The organism is Brevundimonas sp. UBA7664 (assembly GCF_002483305.1).
Classification (GTDB): domain Bacteria; phylum Pseudomonadota; class Alphaproteobacteria; order Caulobacterales; family Caulobacteraceae; genus Brevundimonas.
Genome location: NZ_DLHQ01000029.1, coordinates 1 through 17,420, shown reverse-complemented (window position 1 = coordinate 17,420; position 17,420 = coordinate 1). Strand labels below are relative to the sequence as shown.

Below are 17,420 nucleotides of genomic sequence, written 5' to 3'. Positions count from 1 at the left end.
CAATCAACAGCGTGGGGAAGGGGCGAATGTATCGACAAGACAGCTTTTCGGCATTTTCGGTCGGGTCGCGCCTTTTGACCCCTGTCAGGCCCGCAAACCTTGACTTTCCGGGGCGATGATGCGCCCTTCCGGCCTCCCGAATTGCGCCCTTTGCGGCCTGTAATCCAAGACGAACCGCCCATGCACGCCTACCGCTCCCACACCTGCGGCGCCCTCCGTTTGACCGATGCCGGATCCCATGTCCGCCTGTCCGGCTGGGTGCACCGCAAGCGCGACCACGGCGGCCTGCTGTTCATCGACCTGCGCGACCACTACGGCCTGACCCAGCTGGTGCTGCACCCCGAGACCCCCGGCTTCGAGGCCGTCGAACGCCTGCGCGCCGAGAGCGTCATCCGCGTCGACGGTGAGGTGGTGGCCCGCGAGGCGTCGGTCGTGAACCCCAACCTGCCGACCGGCGAAATCGAGCTGCGCGTCACCGGCGTCGAGGTCCTGTCGGAAGCCGCCGAACTGCCTCTGCCGGTCTTCGGCGAGCCCGAGTACCCCGAGGACATCCGCCTCAAGCACCGCTATCTCGACCTGCGTCGCGAGACCCTGCACAAGAACATCGTCCTGCGCTCGCGCGTGATCTCCTCGATCCGCCAGCGCATGGTCGGCCAGGGCTTCCTTGAGTACCAGACCCCGATCCTGACGGCCTCCAGCCCCGAGGGGGCCCGCGACTTCCTCGTGCCGTCGCGCCTGCACCCGGGTAAATTCTACGCCCTGCCGCAGGCCCCGCAGCAGTTCAAACAGCTGCTCATGGTCTCGGGCTTCGACCGCTATTTCCAGATCGCCCCCTGCTTCCGCGACGAGGACCTGCGCGCCGACCGTTCGCTGGAGTTCTACCAGCTCGACGTCGAGATGAGCTTCGTCACCCAGGAAGACGTCTTCGCCGCCATCGAGCCCGTCATGCATGGCGTGTTCGAGGAGTTCGCCGACGGCAAGACGGTCGACCCCTATCCCTTCGTCCGCATTCCCTACCGCGAGAGCATCGCCCTGTTTGGCACCGACAAGCCGGACCTGCGCAACCCGATCGAGATGAAGGACGTCAGCGACCATTTCCGCGACGGCGGCTTCGGCCTGTTCAACAAGATCCTCGCCGGCGATGCGAAGAACGCCGTCTGGGCGATTCCGGCCCCGACCGGCGGCTCGCGCGCCTTCTGCGATCGCATGAACAGCTGGGCCCAGGGCGAGGGTCAGCCGGGTCTCGGCTACATCTTCTGGTCCGAGGACCAGGGCGCCTGGGGCGGCCCGATCGCCAAGAACCTCGGCGCCGAGGCGACCGACGCCCTGATGAAGTCCCTCGCCATGGGCAAGGGCGACGCCGCCTTCTTCGCCGCCGGCGACCCGTCCGTCTTCTATAAATTCGCCGGCAATGCGCGGACGAAGCTGGGCCAGGACCTCAACCTGATCTCGGACGACGAGTTCAAATTCTGCTGGATCGTCGACTTCCCGATGTTCGAGTGGAGCGAGGAAGAGAAGAAGGTCGACTTCTCGCACAACCCCTTCTCCATGCCGCAGGGCGAGATGGAGGCCCTGCAGACCAAGGACCCGCTCGACATCCTCGCCTACCAGTATGACATCGTCTGCAACGGCTATGAGCTGTGCTCCGGCGCGATCCGGAACCACAAGGCCGAGATCATGCTCAAGGCCTTCGAGATCGCCGGCTACGACGCCTCGGTCGTCGAAGACCAGTTCGGCGGCATGCTGAACGCCTTCCGCTACGGCGCGCCGCCGCACGGCGGTCTGGCCCCAGGCATCGACCGCATCGTCATGCTGCTGGCCAACCAGGTCGCCATCCGCGAGGTCATCGCCTTCCCGCTGAACCAGCAGGGGCAGGATCTGCTGATGAGCGCGCCGTCGGATGCGGCTGAGCGTCAGTACAAGGAGCTGCACATCCGGGCAGCGCTGCCGCTCAAGACCTGACGGACGTCAGCGGTCGGCGCTGGCCACGACCAGGTTCCGCGAACGCGGCGGGACCGGCGGCGCCGGCGGAGAGGGCGGACGGGGCGCGGCTCGAACCCCGGAGATGCCGCGGCAGACCCGGACGCTCAGGCGACCCGGCAGGCGGGTGTTGGCGTCGCCGCAGGCCCGGCCGATCTGGTCCTGGCTGAGCCCGCGGGCTCCCGACAGGTCCGCGCCGCGGATGTCGGCGCGGTGCATCTCGGCGTTGTCGAAGTCGGCGCCCGCAAAATTGCCGCCTGTCAGGCGCGCGCCGTTCAGGGTGGCGCCGCTGAAGTCGGCCGAGCGGAAGTCGCCGTTCGACAGGTTCGACATCGCGATCTCCGCCCCGGAGAAGTCCGCCGACCGGGCGTTGACGTTGGCCAGGGTGGCGGCGTTCACCTCCGCGCCTTCCAGGTCCGCGCCGGTCAGGATCGCGCCGTTCATGTTGGCGCCGTTCAGGATCGCGCCCGTCAGGTCCGCCCCGGTCAGCCGCACCCGCACCAGGGTCGCGCCCATGGCCTCGGCCCCCGACAGGTCGGCCCCGGCGAAACTGGCGCCGGTGAAGTTGGCGCCGACCATTTCGGCGCCGGACAGGTCCGCCCGGCTGAAGTCACTGCCCGAGAAGTTCGAACCGACCAGCTCGGCGCCGCGCAGATTGGCGCCGACCAGGGTGGCGTTGGTGAAGACGGCCCCGGTGAAGGCCGCGCCGGTCAGATCGCGTCCGGACAGTTCGCAGCGATTGCAGGTCCCGCCCAGCGACACCATCCGCGCGACATCGGGATCCTGGAATTGAAACTGAAGCTGGATTTCTGCGCTGGCCGGTCCCGCGGCGGCGAGGGCGGCCATGGCGGCGGCCAGCGCGAGGCCGGAGGCGGAGAGGCGACGGAACAGGGGGGAAGCGATCTGTTTCACGTCTCTTTCATGGCTTCAAATACCGGCAAACCCTACTTAATTCGCCGTAAGGTCCGGGACTTCCTAGCAGTGGGGGATGGACAGGCCACCCGGCAGTTGCGTCGCCTCGTCGCCGCAAGCCCGGTTCAATCGGCTCTGGGTAAGGCCCGTCGCACGCCGCAACGAAGCGCCCGAGAAATTGACCCCGGTCAGGGTCGCGCCGGAGAAGGCCGCACCCTCCAGCCAGGCGCCCACGAAACTGGCGTTGGTCAGGTTGGCTCCCGAGAAGTTCGAGCCGGAGAAGACGCCGCCATAGGCCTCGACATCGCGCAGGTCGGCATTGGAGAACCGGGTCCGGTTCATCACCGCCAGGCTCAGGTCGGCCTGACGAAGCCGGGCGTCTGACAGGTTCAGGCCGCGGGCCTCCAGCCCAGACAGGGCCGCCTGGAACAGGTTGCAGCCGGCGCAGCTCGCTCCGCCGCGCACGCGCGCGATCTGGCCGGCGTTCTGGGCCATGGCGGGCAGGGCGGCGGCGGCGAGCGCTGCGATGACGGCGGCGGTCAGGATCGGCTTCATGGTGGGCTCCGGTCGCGTCGGGCGAGGCTCGACGCGAAGCACCATGGCGCCAAATCGTTGATCAACCCTGCATCGACGGCGCCGCGCCGCAGGTGTCGCAGGCCCAGCCCGCGCCCCGTTGCTGCAGCGAGAAATCGCCGCAGGCCGGGCAGGCGACCGCTTCGGTCGTCGCATGGGAGGTGGCCGGCGCTTCCCGCCTCTGGCCGAACGGCAGGACGACCAGATTGTCCGGCGCTGCGCCTCGCGCAAAGCCCTTGGAAATGAACCGCGCGGCGGGAACCGCTTCGGGCGCGTCGCCCTCGCCTTCCAATGTGCCCAGACCATTGCCGCTCAACGGATCAGGCTCGGCATTGGCGAGCTCATGGCGGTCCAGATAGGAGACGCCCAGTTCGCGGAAAATATAGTCGAGGATCGAGGTCGCGGACTTGATCGAATCGTTGCCAGTGACCGACCCGGCAGGCTCGAACCGGGTGAAGATGAAGGCGTCGACAAACTCGTCCAGCGGCACGCCGTACTGGAGCCCGATCGAGATCGCGATGGCGAAATTGTTCATCAGCGAGCGAAAGGCGGCGCCTTCCTTGTGCATGTCGATGAAGATCTCGCCGAGCTCGCCATCGTCGTATTCGCCGGTGTGGATGTAGACCTTGTGCCCACCGACGGCCGCCTTCTGGATATAGCCCTTGCGGCGGTCCGGCAGCTTGCGGCGCGTGCGGTCGCGTTCGACGACCTTCTCCACGACCCGTTCAACGGCCCGGGTCTCCGGTTCCCAGCGGCGTGGGCGCGCCGCCGGTTCGGGCTCGACCAGATCGAGCAGGGGGCCGGCGGGCGGTGCGGCGCGCATCAGCCGGATCGCCCGGCGCCCGTCACGCGCCGCGTCGGCCAGCAGGCGCGCGGCCTGTGGCGCCGAGGCGCGCCAATCGATCAGGGTTGGCGCAACATCGGGGACCGCGCTCCCAGGCTCGAGTTCAGCGCGCAGCGAGGCCTCATACGCCGCCGGGTCCGCCAGGACGGCCGCAAGGTCTTCAGGCGCGGCGTCCCATCCGGCCAGATGGCCGTGACCAAACGCCCATGCCTCGGCGCGGGCGATCTCGTCCGCCGCGAAGCCGAGTTGCGGCAGTAGCGCCTCCGCGACTTCTTCAACCCCCAAGACGTCGCGGAGAAAGCCGGCATCAAGGACCGGCGGCCGGAAGGCGTCACCGAGCGAATCAACCTCGGCCAGGGCCTGCTCCAGACCTTCCAGCTCCACATCCGTAAAGCCCTTGGCCCGCAGGGCGGCGTGGTCGACGCCGGGCGCGTTGACGAGGGTTCGCCGGCCGAACAGTCGCCGCTCGGCCGCATCGATATCCCCGCCGCTCCTGGCGATCGCCACAGCCATTGCAGGGCGCAGGCGCCGCGCGACGCCGCCATCCGAGGTCTGCCAGACATCAACAGCCGAGAAGCGCGACAGACCCAGCCGCAGGGCGGCTTCGGCGTCATCGACGAACAGGGCCGTCGCCGTTTCGCCGGCGGCCGATCGAACGAGGTTCGCCAGATCTCCGGCGCGAGCCTGACTGGAGTCGGCAAGGACGAAATCGGCCAGTCCGCCCAGTCCGACCGCCACAAGCGCCGGGCCGTCAGCCGCGAGGGCCGCTGTCCAGAGGCTGACGAGTTGGCGGAACGCGGCCTCGAACTCCGTTCCGGCGAGTTGCTGCAGCGCGGGCAGGCAGAGCATGACCGCTGGAGATCGCCCGGCCTGAGCCAAGGCCTCGGCCGTATCCGGATCAAAGGTCAGGATGAGATCGCCATCCAGCGAGGCCTCCGCAGCCATCAACGCTTCTGGCGCTCCCGAGGCGATCATGGCGCGGTCGGCCATGGCCAGACGAGGCGGAGAGGACGGAGCGGGCAGGCGCGCGACGTCGAAGCGTTCGCCCTGGATGGCGCGGACGATGTCGGCGTCGCTGGCGCCTGCGCGGCGCGCGGCGAGCGCCGCCCGGGCCAGGGCGGGATTCCGCAGGGGGTCGGCGCAGTCGGCGCGCGGACCCTCGCAGCGAGCGACAGCGTCGGCCACCTTCTCCAGCGCTGCGGACGCGGCCTCGACGGCCCCTGCCGCCAGGCGGTTCGTTCGCCGCCGGGCCGTTTCCGCTTCCAGCTGACGGGCTGTGCCGGGGTCAGACAGATCGTGCAGACCCGCCGCGACGCCGGCGGTCCGGGCAGGCGAGGCGAGCCCCAGCAGCAGCGTGGCGGCCAGGACGTCCGTGTCGGCGCTGCGAAGTCGCCGGCCAAAGGCCTCGGCCATCTCCGCCAGCGGGTCATCGCCTTCAACAGCCAGTTTCTCGGCGTCGGCCCAGTCCAGCCAGGCCTCGATCTGGACGTCTGTCCAGCCCTCCGGAGCGCGAACGACCACGATCCGGTCGGCGCGCTCGATCTCGCGGACGGGTCGGTGCATCGCGGCGGCGAGCGAGGCGAAGGGAAAGCGCATGCGGCGGACTCGACGTGGCCTTTCGGCCAGACTAGCGGCGCCGTCGGGGGCGCGGCAATAAATCTGGCGTGCCCGGGAACGGTTACCCCCAAGATGTTGAGGGTCGCGGTCGTCCGGCGGTGCTGGACGCCGGGGCCGAGCCTTTCTATGATTGATCTGCGTCGCCGGCCCTCCGCCGGGCGACCCGAACTGAGTGGAATTCCCGACGTGCTAGGCAGGATCTTCGGCTGGACCAGCGGCGCCACCATCGGCACCTTCTTCACCATCGCCAAGCGTGGCGAGCACGTGGGGACGGACGAGTTTGGCAACCGGTATTACCTGTCGCGCGACAGCTCCAGTTATGACGGCCGCCGTCGCCGCTGGGTGACCTACAACGGCTATGCCGACGCCTCGAAAGTGCCGCCGGACTGGCATGGCTGGCTGCACTACACCTTTGACGAACTGCCGACGGATCAGCCCCTGCCTCGCCGCGCCTGGGAGGAGGACCATCTGCCTAACCTGACCGGTACGCCCATGGCCTGGCGGCCCAAGGGGTCGCTGGCGTCCGATGGCGTGCGGCCGCCGGCGACGGGCGACTACGAATCCTGGCGACCGGAATGACGCTCCGCGGCGGCATTCTGGCGGGCGTGACCGCCGTGGCGCTGATGGCGTCGGGCGGGGTGCTGGCCTCCGCCCTCAACGACCTGCCCCAGGACGCTGTCCCCATCCAGGATCCGACGGCGACGCTGAACCGGCAGACGCCGGCCCAGACTGCGCCCGTCGAGCCCGCGCCCGAAGCGGCGCCCGCGCCGACCACGCCGATCGCCGTGACGCCGCCCGCGCCTTCCATCGTGGTGGCGGAGATCGACAAGGAAGAGCCGAAAGAAGAGGCTGAGGCGGCTCCCGCCGTGGCCCGTCCCGCTGCGCCGGCCGCACCCGCGCGCCGTCAGCGTCGTCGCGTCGCCATCGTCGAAGCCATCGACAAGATCACGGCCGAATCGATGCGGTTCGAGGTCGAGGTCGGCGGTCGTCCGGTCCGGTTCCAGAAGACGCTGATCTTTACGGCCCGCGCCTGTGAAGTGTCGGCCCCCGATGAACAGGTTGCGGACGCCGTCGCCTATCTGGAAGTCAGCCTGCAGCCGCGTGGCGTCATGCAGGTCAATGAGCCGCGCCAGATTTTCCGCGGCTGGATGTTCGCCTCCTCGCCTGGCGTCAGCGGGCTGCAGCACCCGATCTATGACGCCTGGATTGTCGGCTGCAAGGCGTAGAACAGCGCCTCTGATCCGGTCATGGGGTCGAACAGGGACCGGGTGTTGGGCCGCAGCAGTCGGGCTGTGCGCAGCAGTTTGAGATAGGTCGACTGCGGCGTCTCGATCGCGCCGAACTGGCTGAGGTGACTGGTCAGGAACTGCGTGTCCAGCAGCCGCCAGCCGCCCCGTTTCAACCGCGCGACCAGGTGCACCAGGGCGATCTTCGAGGCGTCGCGCTCGCGGCTGAACATGCTCTCGCCGAAGAAGGCTCCGCCAAGGGTCACGCCATAGAGGCCGCCGACCAGGGTCTCGTCGCGCCAGCACTCGATGCTGTAGGCGTGGCCCCGGGCGTTCAGTTCGATGTAGAGGCGGCGGATCGGGGCGTTGATCCAGCTGTCGTCGCGGCCGGGGCCGGAGGCGGCGCAGGCGTCCAGCACGGCGTCGAATGCGGTGTCGACCCGGACCGTGACCCCGTCGGCGCGGACCGTGCGCTTCAGGCGGGTCGGGACGTGGAACCGGTCCAGCGGGATGACCCCGCGCTGTTCCGGCTCGACGAGGAAGATGCGCGGGTCGTCGCGGGCCTCGCCCATGGGGAATACGCCGGTGGCGTAGCAGTTCAGCAGTTCATCGGGGCCGAAGCCGCCGAAGGGCCCGCCGGCGCTGAAGCCCGGGTCGCTCAGGCGCCGGTCTTCTGGCGCTTGGCCCAGTTCTCGAGCCAGTGGATGTCATAGTCGCCGGACAGGATGTCGGGCTCCTGCAGCAGCTTCTGGAACAGGGGGATGGTCGTGTCGATGCCGCCGATGACCATCTCGTTCAGGCTGCGCCTGAGGCGGGCGATGCATTCCTCGCGGTCGCGGCCGTGGACGATCAGCTTGCCGATCAGGCTGTCGTAGTAGGGCGGGATCGAATAGCCGGCGTAGATGGCGCTATCCAGACGGACGCCCAGGCCGCCGGGGGCGTGGAAGTCGGTGATGGTGCCGGGCGAGGGGGTGAAGGTCTCGGCGTTCTCGGCGTTGATGCGGCACTCGATCGAGTGGCCGGTGAATTTCACATCGGCCTGGGTGAAGGACAGCGGCAGGCCGGCGGCGATGCGGATCTGTTCGCGGACCAGATCAACGCCCGTGATCATTTCCGTAACCGGATGCTCGACCTGCAGGCGGGTGTTCATCTCGATGAAGAAGAATTCGCCGTCTTCCCAGAGGAATTCGATGGTGCCGACGCCGAGGTAGCCGATGGCGGCGATGGCCTTGTTGACGGTCTCGCCGATGGCGACGCGTTCGGCCGCTGACAGGGCCGGAGAGGGGGCCTCTTCCATGACCTTCTGGTGGCGGCGCTGCAGGGAGCAGTCGCGCTCGCCGAGGTGGACGACGTTGCCGTGGCTGTCGGCGATGACCTGAAGCTCGATGTGGCGCGGCTTCTGGAGGTAGCGCTCCATATAGACGGCGCCGTTGCCGAAGGCAGCGGTCGCTTCGGACTGGGCGGTCTGGACGGCCTCGACGAGGTCATCGGCGGTCAGGGCCACCTTCATGCCGCGCCCGCCGCCGCCCGCGGCGGCCTTGACGATCAGGGGGAAGCCGATGGTCTTCGAAGCCGCGATGGCGTCCTCGACGGTCTCGACCTCGCCGGCCGAACCGGGGACGCAGGGGATGCCGGCCTCGAGCACGGTCTGTTTGGCGGTGATCTTGTCGCCCATGACCCGGATGTGCTCGGGCTTGGGACCGATGAAGGTCATGCCGTGGGCCTCGACGATCTCGGCGAAGCGGGCGTTCTCGGACAGGAAGCCGTAGCCGGGGTGGATGGCCTGGGCGCCGGTGATCTCGGCGGCGGCGATGATCGACGGAATGTTGAGATAGCTCTTCGCCGCCGGGGCGGGGCCGATGCAGACGCTTTCGTCCGCCAGCCGCACCCACATGGCGCCGCGGTCGGCCTCGGAGTGCACGGCGACGGTGGAGATGCCCATCTCCTTGCAGGCGCGGTGAATCCGCAGGGCGATTTCGCCGCGGTTGGCGATGAGGACCTTGGTGAACACGGCCTAGGCTTCCAGCAGGACGAGGGCTTCGCCGAACTCGACCGGCTGGGCGTCGCCGACCAGCACCTCGACCACGACGCCGTCGCGGGGGGCCTGGATCGGGTTCATCGTCTTCATGGCCTCGACGATCAGCAGGGTCTGGCCCTTCTTGACCTTGTCGCCGACGGCGATGAAGGGCGGGGCTTCCGGCGAGGCCTGCAGATAGACGGTGCCGACCATGGGCGACTTCACCTCTTCGCCCTGTTTGGCGACGATGGTGGCCGGGTCGGACGGCATCGAGGCCGGGGCCGCGGCGGCGGGCGCCGACGCGGGCGCATGGGCGGCGGCAGGAGCCGGGGCGGCGGCGTACTGCATGACCGGCGCGGCCACGATTTCGCGGGCGACGCGGATGCGCAGCTCGCCGCGCTCCAACTCGATCTCCGTCAGGGAGGTGTCATTGAGAATGTCAGCAAGTGACCGCACCAGGGTGGTGTCGATCTCGGCTTCGTTCTTGAGCTTCGGAGCGGGCGTTTTGGATTCGGCCATGGGAGCCTCTTTTTACCTTCTAAACCGAACGATCGGCGGCGGCGCGGCGTTCCTGCGCCAGCCGCAGAGCGGCCCTGACGGCCAGTTCGTAGCTGAATGGGCCGAAGCCCGAAACCACGCCGGCCGCGACCGACGAAACATAGGAGCGATGGCGGAAGCGCTCGCGCGCCGCCGGGTTGGACAGGTGGCATTCGACGACGGGGATCGTCAGCGTCTTCAGGGCGTCCAGCAGGGCCACCGAGGTGTGGGTGTAGCCGGCCGCGTTGATGACCAGCGCCGAGGCCTTTTCTCGAGCTTCGTGGACCTGGTCGATCAGTTCGCCCTCGTGATTGGTCTGGCGGAAGACCACGGTCGCGCCTTCGGCGGCGCGCTCGCACAGCGCCTGCACGTCGGCCAGGGTCTCATGGCCATAGATGTCGGGCTCGCGCACCCCAAGCAGGTTGAGGTTCGGGCCGTTCAGGACGTAGAGGACGGGGGTCTCGGGCATTGCGCTCGCGGATTGGACGGTCCGACCGGAATCGGACCGGCCTTTTAGCTGAGGCGGGACGGTTATCAAACCGCGCGCTTGAAAGAGTGACGTAAGGGCATGCGCATACAGGTCAACGGGGAACATCGCGAGGTTGCGGCGACGACTATCCTGGCGCTGGTCGAGGAGCTGGGGCTGGATGTGCGCAAGGTGGCGGTGGAGCGCAATCTGGAGATCGTGCCGCGGTCGCTGCATGCGACGACGGCGCTGGCCGAGGGGGACCGGGTGGAACTGGTGCAGTTCGTCGGCGGGGGGTGACGCCACAGTTGTGTCATCGTTTGATGAGCTCCTGATGCGGGAATTTCGGGGGTGGGTATGCGAATTGTAGCGACGGTGTTGGCTGGGGTTGCCTTGTGTGGTTCCGGTACCGCCGCCATGGCCTGCTCGGTGGACAGTGAATTCGTCCGGTCGACCAGCTATGAACTGGTTGAGCAGGCCGACGCGGTTGTAGTCGCCGTCGCGAGCAGCGAAACGTCCGGGACCGAGCCCTGGCTGAGCGGCGTCACCTTTCGGATCGAACAGACATTGAAGGGCCATCCGGCGGCGACCGCGCTCATGGCGGGCGCTCGTCTGGGCCAGACCACGCCCAGCGATCCCAATGATCTGACCGTCGCCCATCCAGAGACCTATTTCGGGGGCTGCTCGCGGTCCACATTCCAGCAAGGCGGCCGTTACGTGCTGTTCCTGGAGCAGGGCGACGGCGTCGAGGAGCCGGCCGAGTGGTATGCGTTCCAGCCCACGTTCTGGCGCGGGGCTGAAGACTACGCCGGCGCTGACAGCCCCTGGGTCCGGGCGTTGAACCTTTACATAGAGGTCCAGCAAGACCCGGACGGCATGGCCGCGCTGGATGCGCTCGCCGCTCGCCTGCCAGTGCTTGAATCGCCTGGAGCCTCGGCGGGCGACCGGCAGGTGGCGCTGGATATTCGGGATCAGCTGAGCTCCCTGTCGCCTGAGAAGCCGACACCCTATCTCGTCAGGGCCTATGAGGCGCTGGAGCGGGGGGAGAGCCCTCGGTTCTCCGTTCGCGGGCCGGAGGCCAACCGCGAGGGCGGGATGGCCGACGCCCTGACCGACCTGGTGTTCGACATCCAAAGGCCGGATTTCGACATCGAGCGGCAGAAGGATTTCGTACTGACATCGCTGGTCAACGGCTCCCATCCGGACGCGCTTCCGTTGTTTGAGCGGCTGCTCGAGGCGGGCCCGAGCCCGCGGACGCTCGGGCTTTCCATCCGCTATCTGGCGAACGGTGGGCAGTTTCGTCGGGCCTTCGGTATCGTCGAAACCGAAGTCATGCGGCGTATGGGCGGGCTGCCGGACGATCAGGCGATCGCGCTGGTCAGCGACGTCGAGTACGCAATGCAGGGCAAGGATTTCACTTTCGGCGAGGGCGATGCGACCTGGCGTGCCCATTCCCATGTCGCGGCGCGTTGGCCCGAGACCGCGCTGAGCCTGTTCTGGGATATGAAGCGCCGGGGGATCGACGTGCGCGCCGGTGACGATATCCGCGCGCTCAGACCCGCGGACTACCGGGCGAGGCCGGAGGTCACGCTGGCGCTGGCGACGCGTTATGACGAGCCTCTGCAATCCTGGGCGGCGGAAGAGCTTCAAAGAGTGACTCCTTCTGCGAATTGGCTTGAGGATGAGGACCCGGCGTGGCTGCCGCTGCGGACCCTGGTCTGGATTTTCGGCAAGGAACGGGACGTGGCGCTCGTCCGGTTTTTCTGTTCCGGGGAATCCGGGAGGATCATGACTGTGCAGACCCTCGGCCTGTGGGGCGACGAGCTGGACAGTGAGTTGCTGCAGCAGATGCTGGTAACGCCGGGGCAGGATGAGGAGGCGATAGACGGTGTGCGCAAGGCGCTGTCGATCCTGCATGGGCGGCATGCCACGGATCGAGGCGGACTGTTCAGCTTCAGCGGCGCGGACGATGCCTATGAGGCGGTGAAGGCGTCCCTGACAGGAGCGCCGTTGGAACGACTCGACGATCCGGTGGCGCCGCTCGCCTGCGCGGCGCCCTGAGGCTTCGCGCGGACCCGGATAGGCGTTAGAAGCCCGCCCATGACCTCTCCCACAGACACCTGGACCGTTGCCGGACGGACCTTCAACAGCCGCCTCATCGTCGGCACCGGCAAATACGCGGACTATGCGCAGAACGCCGCGGCGGCCGAGGCGGCGGGGGCGGAGATCGTCACCGTGGCGCTGCGGCGGGTGAACCTGTCGGACCCCAGCCAGCCGATGCTGGTCGATCATGTGAAGCCGGACCGGTTCACCTTCCTGCCCAACACCGCCGGCTGTTTCACCGGCGAGGACGCGGTCAGGACGCTGCGGCTGGCGCGCGAGGCGGGCGGGTGGAATCTGGTCAAGCTGGAGGTGCTGTCGGACAGCGCCCACCTGTATCCGGACATGGTCGAGACGCTGCGGGCGCTGGACCTGCTGGTCGCCGACGGCTTCGACGTCATGGTCTATTGCACCGACGACGTGGTGATGGCGAAGCGGCTGGAGGACGCCGGGGCGGCGGCGATCATGCCGGCGGCGAGCCCGATCGGCTCGGGGCTGGGCATCCAGAACCGGGTCAACATCCGGCTGATCGTCGAGGGGGCCGGGGTGCCGGTGCTGGTCGACGCCGGCGTGGGCACGGCCTCGGATGCGACCATCGCCATGGAGCTGGGCTGCGACGCGGTGATCGCCAATACGGCCATCGCGGCGGCGAAGGATCCGATCCTGATGGCCAGCGCGATGAAGCATGCGGTGATCGCCGGGCGGCAGGCCTATCTGGCCGGGCGGATGCCGAAGCGGATGTACGCCAGCGCGAGCTCGCCAATGGCCGGGCTGATCTGAGAGTCTTCAGTCGACCCAAAAAATTGGGTCCGGGCGGTACAAAAAAATGTACCCGGTTGGGTCGGGGGGCTGCGTCCTGGGGCGGGCGGAGCAATGGATCAGGATTGTCAAAGACCGGCCCCGTGGGGGTTTGGGCATTAAGGCATGCGGCTGCGTCAGATTCGGACGTGGGGTGGGATTTCGCTCGCGGGGAGGGGCGAGAAGTCACTGTTGGGGGTCGAGAAGGGCGAGAAGACACGGCAAGGGAAGGAAGCACGGACCCTTCTCCCTCTGGGAGAAGGTGGCGCGTAGCGCCGGATGTGGGTCGGCTGGTTGAAGCGGCGAAGCCGCCCCGAGGCGGTCGTCCCACACCCTTTCGCGCAAGAACGACCGCTTCGCGCTCGTGCGCTCAAGCCCTCTCCCAATGGGAGAGGGAGTCGGATAGAGCATCCCTTCCTCCCCAGACAGACTGAACGACCATGCACGACATCCGCGCCATTCGAAACAATCCCGCCGCCTATGTGAGCGGCTGGTCGTCGCGCGAGGTTGAGGACGCGCAGGCGCTGGTGGATGAAATCCTGACGCTGGATACGGCGCTGCGGGCGGCGCAGACGGCGGGGCAGACGGCGCTGGCGCGGCGCAATGAGAGCTCGAAACTGATCGGGGCGGCCATGGGCCGCAAGGACCTGGCCGAGGCCGAAAGGCTGAAGGGCGAGGTCGAGAGCCTGAAGGGCGAGATCGCGGCGGCGGAGGCCGAGGAGGCGCGGGTCGGCAAGGCCCTGCGCGACCTGCTGGCGGCGCAGAAGAGCCTGGCGGCGGACGATGTGCCGGACGGCGAGGACGAGGCCGGGAATGTGCTGGTCGGCCAGCCGTGGGGGACGCCGAAGGAGGGCGGGCCTTCGAAGGATCACGCCGATCTGGGTGAGGCGCTGGGCCTGCTGGACTTTGAGGCGGCGGCGAAGATGTCGGGGTCGCGGTTCGCGGTGCTGAAGGGCGGGCTGGCGCGGCTGGAACGGGCGATCGGCCAGTTCATGCTCGATGTGCAGACGATTGAGCACGGCTATCTGGAGGTCAATCCGCCGTATCTGGTGCGCGACGAGGCGATGTTCGGGACGGGGCAGCTGCCGAAGTTCGAGGAGGATCTGTTCCAGGTCGTAACCCCGGCGTTTCGGACGAATGCCGAGCTCATGGGGGTCGGCTCCGTCGTCTACGAATTGATGCAGACGGCATCGCTTACAGAGACCTTGCTTGAAGCCGTGGGAGACGGTGATTCGCGACTTTTGGCGGACACGCGCGAACGCATCACCAGCCTGCGCCAGACCGCGGACGAAATTGTGGAAGCCCGCCAATTCAAACGCGAGCCTGGATCGCAGCAGGCTTTCCTCATCCCCACCGCCGAAGTTTCCCTGACCAATCTCGTGCGCGAGCAGATCCTGCCCGAGGACGAGCTGGCGACGCCGATGCGCCTCACCGCCCTGACGCCCTGTTTCCGGGCCGAGGCGGGGTCGGCGGGGCGGGATACGCGCGGGCTGATCCGGCAGCACCAGTTCCACAAGGTGGAGATGGTCTCGATCACCCGGCCGGAGGATTCCGAGGCCGAGCACGAACGGATGGTGCGTTGCGCCGAGGCGGTGCTGGAGAAGCTGGGGCTGCCCTATCGGCGGATGCTGCTGTGCAAGGGCGACATGGGCTTTTCGGCGCGGAAGACATTTGACCTGGAGGTCTGGCTGCCGTCGCAGGGGACGTATCGGGAGATCAGCTCCTGCTCCAACTGCGGGGACTTCCAGGCCCGGCGGATGGATGCGCGGTTCAAGCGGGCCGGGGAGAAGAAGACCGAGTTCGTGCACACGCTGAACGGCAGCGGGCTCGCGGTCGGGCGCACGCTGGTGGCGGTGATGGAGAACTATCAGGAGGCAGACGGACGGATCGCGGTGCCGGAGGCGTTGAAGCGGTATATGCCCGAGGGGATGACCCACGTCGGATGAGAATCCTCCTCACCAACGACGACGGCATCGAGGCGGAAGGCCTGGAGTGTCTGGAGCGGATCGCCCGGACGCTGTCGGACGACATCTGGATCTGCGCGCCGCAGGTCGAGCAGTCGGGCAAGGGGCGGGGAATCACTCTGACCGAGCCACTGCGGGTCAACCAGATGGGCGAAAAGCGGTTCGCGGTGACGGGGACGCCGACCGACTGCGTCGTGCTGGCGGTCAATGACCTGATGCCGGAGCGGCCGGATCTGGTGCTGTCGGGGGTCAACCGCGGGCACAATGTCGGCGAGGACTGTTCCTATTCGGGGACGGTGGCGGGGGCGCTGCAGGGGATGGCGTTCGGCATCCGGTCGATCGCCCTGAGCCAGTCGCTGGAGCGGTTCCACGACGAGGTGACGGCGCACTGGGAGACGGCCGAGGCATATGCGCCGGCGATCATCTCGCGCCTGCTGGCCCAGCCGTGGCAAGCCGGTGTGGTGATGAACCTGAACTTTCCGAGCCGCGCGCCGGACGAGGTGACCGAGGTCGAGGTGACGCGGCAGGGCTTCCGCGACATCGGCGAGATGCATGCGGTCAAGCGCACCGACCTGCGCGGCCGCGACTATTACTGGATGAGCTTCCGCGGGACCAAGCATGACCATCCGCCGGGGACGGACCTGCGGGCCATGGACGAGGGCAAGATTTCGGTCACGCCGCTGCACATCGACCTGACCCATGCGCCGAGCATCCACGACCTGAAGGGCGTGCTGGGCGGGGCGCCGCCGAAGACGCTGGCGGCGAAATGAGGTCGCTCCTGCACGGCCTTCCCCCATCTCGGGGGAAGGTGGGCCGCGGAGCGGCTCGGATGGGGGCTCTGTCCGCGTCCGGATCGGCAGGTGAACGCTCCGCCGTCCGCCAGCCCCCATCCGTCAGGCTTCGCCTGCCACCTTCCCCCGAAATGGGGGAAGGGAGATGAGCTTGAAAGACGACCGCGCCGGACGTCTGATCCTCGGCCTTCGTCAGCAGGGGGTCACGGACCCGCGCGTGCTGACGGCGATGGAGTCGATCGACCGGGCGGTCTTCGTGCATGAGAAATTCCTCGACCAGGCGTGGGAGGACCAGGCCCTGCCGATCGACTGCGCACAGACGATTTCGCAGCCCTATATCGTCGGCCTGATGACCCAGGCCCTGGACGTGCAGCCGCGCCACCGGGTGCTGGAGATCGGCACGGGCAGCGGCTACCAGGCGGCGGTGCTGAGCCGGCTGGCGCGCTATGTCTATTCGGTGGAGCGCTATCGCAGCCTGCTGACCGAGGCCGAGGCGCGGCTGAAGGATCTGAAGATCGACAATGTCATCACCCGGCATGGCGACGGCGGCCTGGGCTGGCCGGAACAGGCGCCGTTCGACCGGATCATGGTCACGGCGGCGTCGCCGGGCGAGCCGACCGAACTGCTGCATCAGCTGAAGCCGGGCGGCATTCTGGTCTGCCCGGTGGGTCGGTCGTCGGTGCAGCGGCTGCACCGCTACGTCGGCCAGGCCGACGGCAGCTTCCAGCGCGAGAGCCTGGCCGAGGTGCGGTTCGTGCCGCTGGTCGAGGGGACGGCGAAAGAGGGGTGAGGGTCGGGTCGAGGAATATACTGGCGCGCCACGCGCGGCAGGCGGCGACTCTCTCGACCCACGACCCTCGACCCCCATTAACCTTCGCGCCCAACTTTGGCGCCCTTTGACGGGTTGGCTTGGGGCGACGGTCGGGGCACACAGGCGAGAGGCCTGGGACGCGACCGGGCGGCGGGAGACGGCATGACGATTCGATTCGCGATCAGGGCTCTGGCGGTGCTGGGCGCCGCGGCGACTCTGGCGGCCTGCGCCAGCTATCCGGACGCGCCGCGCTATGCGATCCACGCGGCCGATGCGCCGCCGCCCGCGCGGGGCCCGGTCTATCCCGCCGCGCCGGCGCCGAGCGGCGAGGGCGTGCGTGGGGCGACCAATCCCGCCGATGAGGCGCCGCCGCCGATGACGGCCCCCGTCGCCTCGATCGAGGGCGGGGCGCTGGACGCGCCGGTGAACACGGGGCCGCGGCCGGCCGCCGGACCGGCCTCGGAAGGCTTCAGCGAGCCGCCGCCGCCCGCGCGATCGGGCGGGGCCGTCACCGCCGGGGCGGCCTATGAGATTCAGCCGGGGGACACCATCTCGGGCATCGGCCGGCGCTTCCAGACGCCGGTGCAGACCCTGATCGACCTCAACGGCCTGGGGCCGCGCGCGGCGATCAATCCCGGCCAGAGACTGATCCTGCCGGACAGCGCGGTCGATATCGGCGGCGATCCCTACGCCACCGGGCCTTCGCCGGGCGGGGTCTATGTGCCGGACGAGGGGACGCCGCCGCCGCCGCCGCCGCCGCCGTCGGCGGCGGCGGCGGCGGCGG

Annotated in this window: 17 protein-coding genes; 10 read left to right on the top strand and 7 right to left on the bottom strand. The window is 68.4% G+C overall.

What is annotated here, in order from left to right:
* Positions 1-180 precede the first annotated feature (180 nt).
* Complete coding sequence (aspS, locus tag B2742_RS07970; protein WP_292064856.1) at positions 181-1,962, top strand: aspartate--tRNA ligase; 1,782 nt, start codon at positions 181-183, stop codon at positions 1,960-1,962.
* 6 nt (positions 1,963-1,968) lie between these two features.
* Here aspS and B2742_RS07965 read toward each other — a convergent pair whose 3' ends face one another.
* The 3 genes from B2742_RS07965 to B2742_RS07955 all read right to left on the bottom strand — a co-directional run bounded on the left by B2742_RS07965 (position 1,969) and on the right by B2742_RS07955 (position 5,905).
* Entirely contained in the window at positions 1,969-2,892 is a 924-nt protein-coding gene (locus B2742_RS07965) for a pentapeptide repeat-containing protein (protein WP_292064854.1), read from the bottom strand.
* A gap of 63 nt (positions 2,893-2,955) precedes the next feature.
* Positions 2,956-3,447 carry a pentapeptide repeat-containing protein gene (locus B2742_RS07960; RefSeq protein WP_292064852.1) on the bottom strand — a complete coding sequence of 164 codons (492 nt, stop codon included), beginning with the start codon at positions 3,445-3,447 and terminating at the stop codon, positions 2,956-2,958.
* A gap of 61 nt (positions 3,448-3,508) precedes the next feature.
* The gene (locus B2742_RS07955) at positions 3,509-5,905 is read right to left on the bottom strand and encodes a TSCPD domain-containing protein (RefSeq protein ID WP_292064849.1); all 2,397 of its coding nucleotides are present in this window, start codon (positions 5,903-5,905) and stop codon (positions 3,509-3,511) included.
* A 207-nt stretch (positions 5,906-6,112) separates the two neighbouring features.
* Here B2742_RS07955 and B2742_RS07950 point away from each other — a divergent pair, with 207 nt between their 5' ends.
* Positions 6,113-6,505: an NADH:ubiquinone oxidoreductase subunit NDUFA12 gene (locus tag B2742_RS07950; RefSeq protein ID WP_292064846.1), complete on the top strand. Its 393-nt coding sequence runs from the start codon at positions 6,113-6,115 to the stop codon at positions 6,503-6,505.
* Positions 6,502-7,152 carry a DUF2155 domain-containing protein gene (locus B2742_RS07945; RefSeq protein WP_292064843.1) on the top strand — a complete coding sequence of 217 codons (651 nt, stop codon included), beginning with the start codon at positions 6,502-6,504 and terminating at the stop codon, positions 7,150-7,152. Before B2742_RS07950 ends, B2742_RS07945 begins: the two co-directional genes overlap by 4 nt.
* On the opposite strand, the gene aat is transcribed toward B2742_RS07945, so the two are convergent.
* From aat to aroQ, 4 genes are read right to left on the bottom strand one after another with little or no spacing between them, the layout of a single operon-like run.
* Entirely contained in the window at positions 7,119-7,814 is a 696-nt protein-coding gene (aat, locus tag B2742_RS07940; protein WP_292064914.1) for a leucyl/phenylalanyl-tRNA--protein transferase, read from the bottom strand. The two genes, B2742_RS07945 and aat, sit on opposite strands and share 34 nt — an antisense overlap.
* Positions 7,811-9,163 (bottom strand): acetyl-CoA carboxylase biotin carboxylase subunit, encoded by a 1,353-nt coding sequence (gene accC, locus B2742_RS07935; protein ID WP_292064840.1) that lies wholly within the window; start codon positions 9,161-9,163, stop codon positions 7,811-7,813. Before accC ends, aat begins: the two co-directional genes overlap by 4 nt.
* Positions 9,164-9,166: 3 nt before the next feature.
* Positions 9,167-9,688, bottom strand: coding sequence for an acetyl-CoA carboxylase biotin carboxyl carrier protein (gene accB / locus B2742_RS07930; protein ID WP_292064838.1), 522 nt, complete (start codon positions 9,686-9,688; stop codon positions 9,167-9,169).
* A 19-nt stretch (positions 9,689-9,707) separates the two neighbouring features.
* Positions 9,708-10,175: a type II 3-dehydroquinate dehydratase gene (aroQ, locus tag B2742_RS07925; protein WP_292064836.1), complete on the bottom strand. Its 468-nt coding sequence runs from the start codon at positions 10,173-10,175 to the stop codon at positions 9,708-9,710.
* 99 nt (positions 10,176-10,274) lie between these two features.
* Here aroQ and thiS point away from each other — a divergent pair, with 99 nt between their 5' ends.
* The 7 genes from thiS to B2742_RS07890 form a co-directional block, all read left to right on the top strand.
* Entirely contained in the window at positions 10,275-10,472 is a 198-nt protein-coding gene (thiS, locus tag B2742_RS07920; RefSeq protein WP_292064834.1) for a sulfur carrier protein ThiS, read from the top strand.
* A 117-nt stretch (positions 10,473-10,589) separates the two neighbouring features.
* Entirely contained in the window at positions 10,590-12,233 is a 1,644-nt protein-coding gene (locus B2742_RS07915; protein ID WP_292064831.1) for a hypothetical protein, read from the top strand.
* A gap of 39 nt (positions 12,234-12,272) precedes the next feature.
* Positions 12,273-13,052, top strand: a complete 780-nt coding sequence (locus B2742_RS07910; protein ID WP_292064828.1) for a thiazole synthase — start codon at positions 12,273-12,275, stop codon at positions 13,050-13,052.
* A 458-nt stretch (positions 13,053-13,510) separates the two neighbouring features.
* The gene (gene serS, locus B2742_RS07905; RefSeq protein ID WP_292064826.1) at positions 13,511-15,016 is read left to right on the top strand and encodes a serine--tRNA ligase; all 1,506 of its coding nucleotides are present in this window, start codon (positions 13,511-13,513) and stop codon (positions 15,014-15,016) included.
* A complete protein-coding gene (gene surE / locus B2742_RS07900; protein WP_292064824.1) occupies positions 15,013-15,804 on the top strand; it encodes a 5'/3'-nucleotidase SurE in 792 nt (263 codons plus the stop codon). Before serS ends, surE begins: the two co-directional genes overlap by 4 nt.
* A 166-nt stretch (positions 15,805-15,970) precedes the next feature.
* Positions 15,971-16,615: a protein-L-isoaspartate(D-aspartate) O-methyltransferase gene (locus tag B2742_RS07895; RefSeq protein ID WP_292064822.1), complete on the top strand. Its 645-nt coding sequence runs from the start codon at positions 15,971-15,973 to the stop codon at positions 16,613-16,615.
* 183 nt (positions 16,616-16,798) lie between these two features.
* A partial coding sequence (locus B2742_RS07890) for a LysM peptidoglycan-binding domain-containing protein (protein WP_292064820.1) occupies positions 16,799-17,420 on the top strand: 622 nt, incomplete at its 3' end.

Bases quoted from the DNA above. Each gene is read 5' to 3' on its own strand.
- aspS (WP_292064856.1), top strand. From the start codon at position 181: ATGCACGCCTACCGCTCCCACACCTGCGGCGCCCTCCGTTTGACCGAT.
- B2742_RS07960 (WP_292064852.1), bottom strand. From the start codon at position 3,447: ATGAAGCCGATCCTGACCGCCGCCGTCATCGCAGCGCTCGCCGCCGCC.
- B2742_RS07955 (WP_292064849.1), bottom strand. From the start codon at position 5,905: ATGCGCTTTCCCTTCGCCTCGCTCGCCGCCGCGATGCACCGACCCGTC.
- B2742_RS07945 (WP_292064843.1), top strand. From the start codon at position 6,502: ATGACGCTCCGCGGCGGCATTCTGGCGGGCGTGACCGCCGTGGCGCTG.
- accB (WP_292064838.1), bottom strand. From the start codon at position 9,688: ATGGCCGAATCCAAAACGCCCGCTCCGAAGCTCAAGAACGAAGCCGAG.
- aroQ (WP_292064836.1), bottom strand. From the start codon at position 10,175: ATGCCCGAGACCCCCGTCCTCTACGTCCTGAACGGCCCGAACCTCAAC.
- thiS (WP_292064834.1), top strand. From the start codon at position 10,275: ATGCGCATACAGGTCAACGGGGAACATCGCGAGGTTGCGGCGACGACT.
- B2742_RS07915 (WP_292064831.1), top strand. From the start codon at position 10,590: ATGGCCTGCTCGGTGGACAGTGAATTCGTCCGGTCGACCAGCTATGAA.
- B2742_RS07910 (WP_292064828.1), top strand. From the start codon at position 12,273: ATGACCTCTCCCACAGACACCTGGACCGTTGCCGGACGGACCTTCAAC.
- serS (WP_292064826.1), top strand. From the start codon at position 13,511: ATGCACGACATCCGCGCCATTCGAAACAATCCCGCCGCCTATGTGAGC.
- surE (WP_292064824.1), top strand. From the start codon at position 15,013: ATGAGAATCCTCCTCACCAACGACGACGGCATCGAGGCGGAAGGCCTG.
- B2742_RS07895 (WP_292064822.1), top strand. From the start codon at position 15,971: ATGAGCTTGAAAGACGACCGCGCCGGACGTCTGATCCTCGGCCTTCGT.